The sequence below is a fragment of the Micromonospora maritima genome (assembly GCF_902825405.1).
Lineage (GTDB): Bacteria > Actinomycetota > Actinomycetes > Mycobacteriales > Micromonosporaceae > Micromonospora > Micromonospora maritima.
In genome coordinates this window covers 1-1111 of the sequence record NZ_CADEAU010000888.1, presented here as the reverse complement: position 1 = coordinate 1111, position 1111 = coordinate 1, and the positions used below count along the sequence as shown (strand labels likewise).

General features: G+C 76.1%; 1 protein-coding gene. It reads left to right on the top strand.

Annotation, left to right across the window (positions count from 1 at the left end; all coding sequences use genetic code 11):
- Positions 1-705 (top strand): SDR family oxidoreductase (locus HUW36_RS33280; protein WP_174531635.1); only part of this gene is annotated, 705 nt, incomplete at its 5' end.
- Positions 706-1111: the final 406 nt, after the last annotated feature.

Here is a 1111-nt window from a genome sequence, read left to right as displayed (position 1 = left end):
GTCGTGCTGGCCGACCTGGCCGCCGACGCGGCCCGCGCGACCGCCGAGGCGATCGGCCCGGTCGCGTCCGGGGTCGGGCTCGACGTCACCGACGAGGCGGCGGTACGCGCGCTCGTCGACGAGACCGAGCGCCGCCACGGCCGGATCGACCTGTTCTGCGCCAACGCCGGTGTGGCCACCGGCGGCGGCATCGACGCGCCGGACGCCGACTGGGACCGGGCCTGGCGGGTGAACGTGCTCGGTCACCTGCACAGCGCCCGGGCCGTGCTGCCCGGCATGCTGCGTCAGGGGCAGGGCCACCTGCTGCTCACCTGCTCGGCGGCCGGCGTGCTGACCGCGGTCGGGGACGCCCCGTACACCGCCACCAAGCACGCGGCGGTAGGCCTCGCCGAGTGGCTCGCCATCACCTATCGCGACGCCGGCATCCGGGTCAGCGCGCTCTGCCCGCAGGGCGTGGACACGCCGATGCTCGCCGACGGCCTCACCGAGGGCCACCTGGGCGCGCGGGTGATCGCCGCGTCCGGCGCGATCCTCACCCCGGACCAGGTCGCCGACACCGTCGTCGCCGGGCTGGCCGAGGAGCGGTTCCTGATCCTGCCCCACCCGGAGGTGGCCGACTACGCCCGCCGCCGCGCCGAGGACCCGGACGGTTGGCAGGCCGGTCTGCGCAAGCTCGTCCGCAAGCTGCGCGCCGCCGACCGCTGACCGACGACCGCCGGCCGACGGGCGCCGGGCGCGGTCCACGCCGGGGCAGGGCCGGTCACCGCGCGGGGGGCACGCCCCTGCCGACCACCAGGACGTGGTCCACGGTGGGCGGCACCGCTGCCTCGGGTGGGACTGCCTTTCGAGCTGAGTCGTTGGTGATATCGCGTCGAGGCGGGCCACGGTCGTTCACGGATGCCGAGTCGTCGGGATCGTCGGCCGGCACGGACGCGCGCACCGTGGGAATCGACGCGATGCTCTCCGCCAGGGGTGAGTCGTTCCTGATATCAGCTCGAAAGGCACCCGCAACGCCGCCGCCACCGCGCCCCGCGGCGCTCGCGCCGGCGCGTCCCGGGACGGTCGGTCAGCGACGCCAGCGCAGCGGACCCGGACGCACGGTCCACCACAG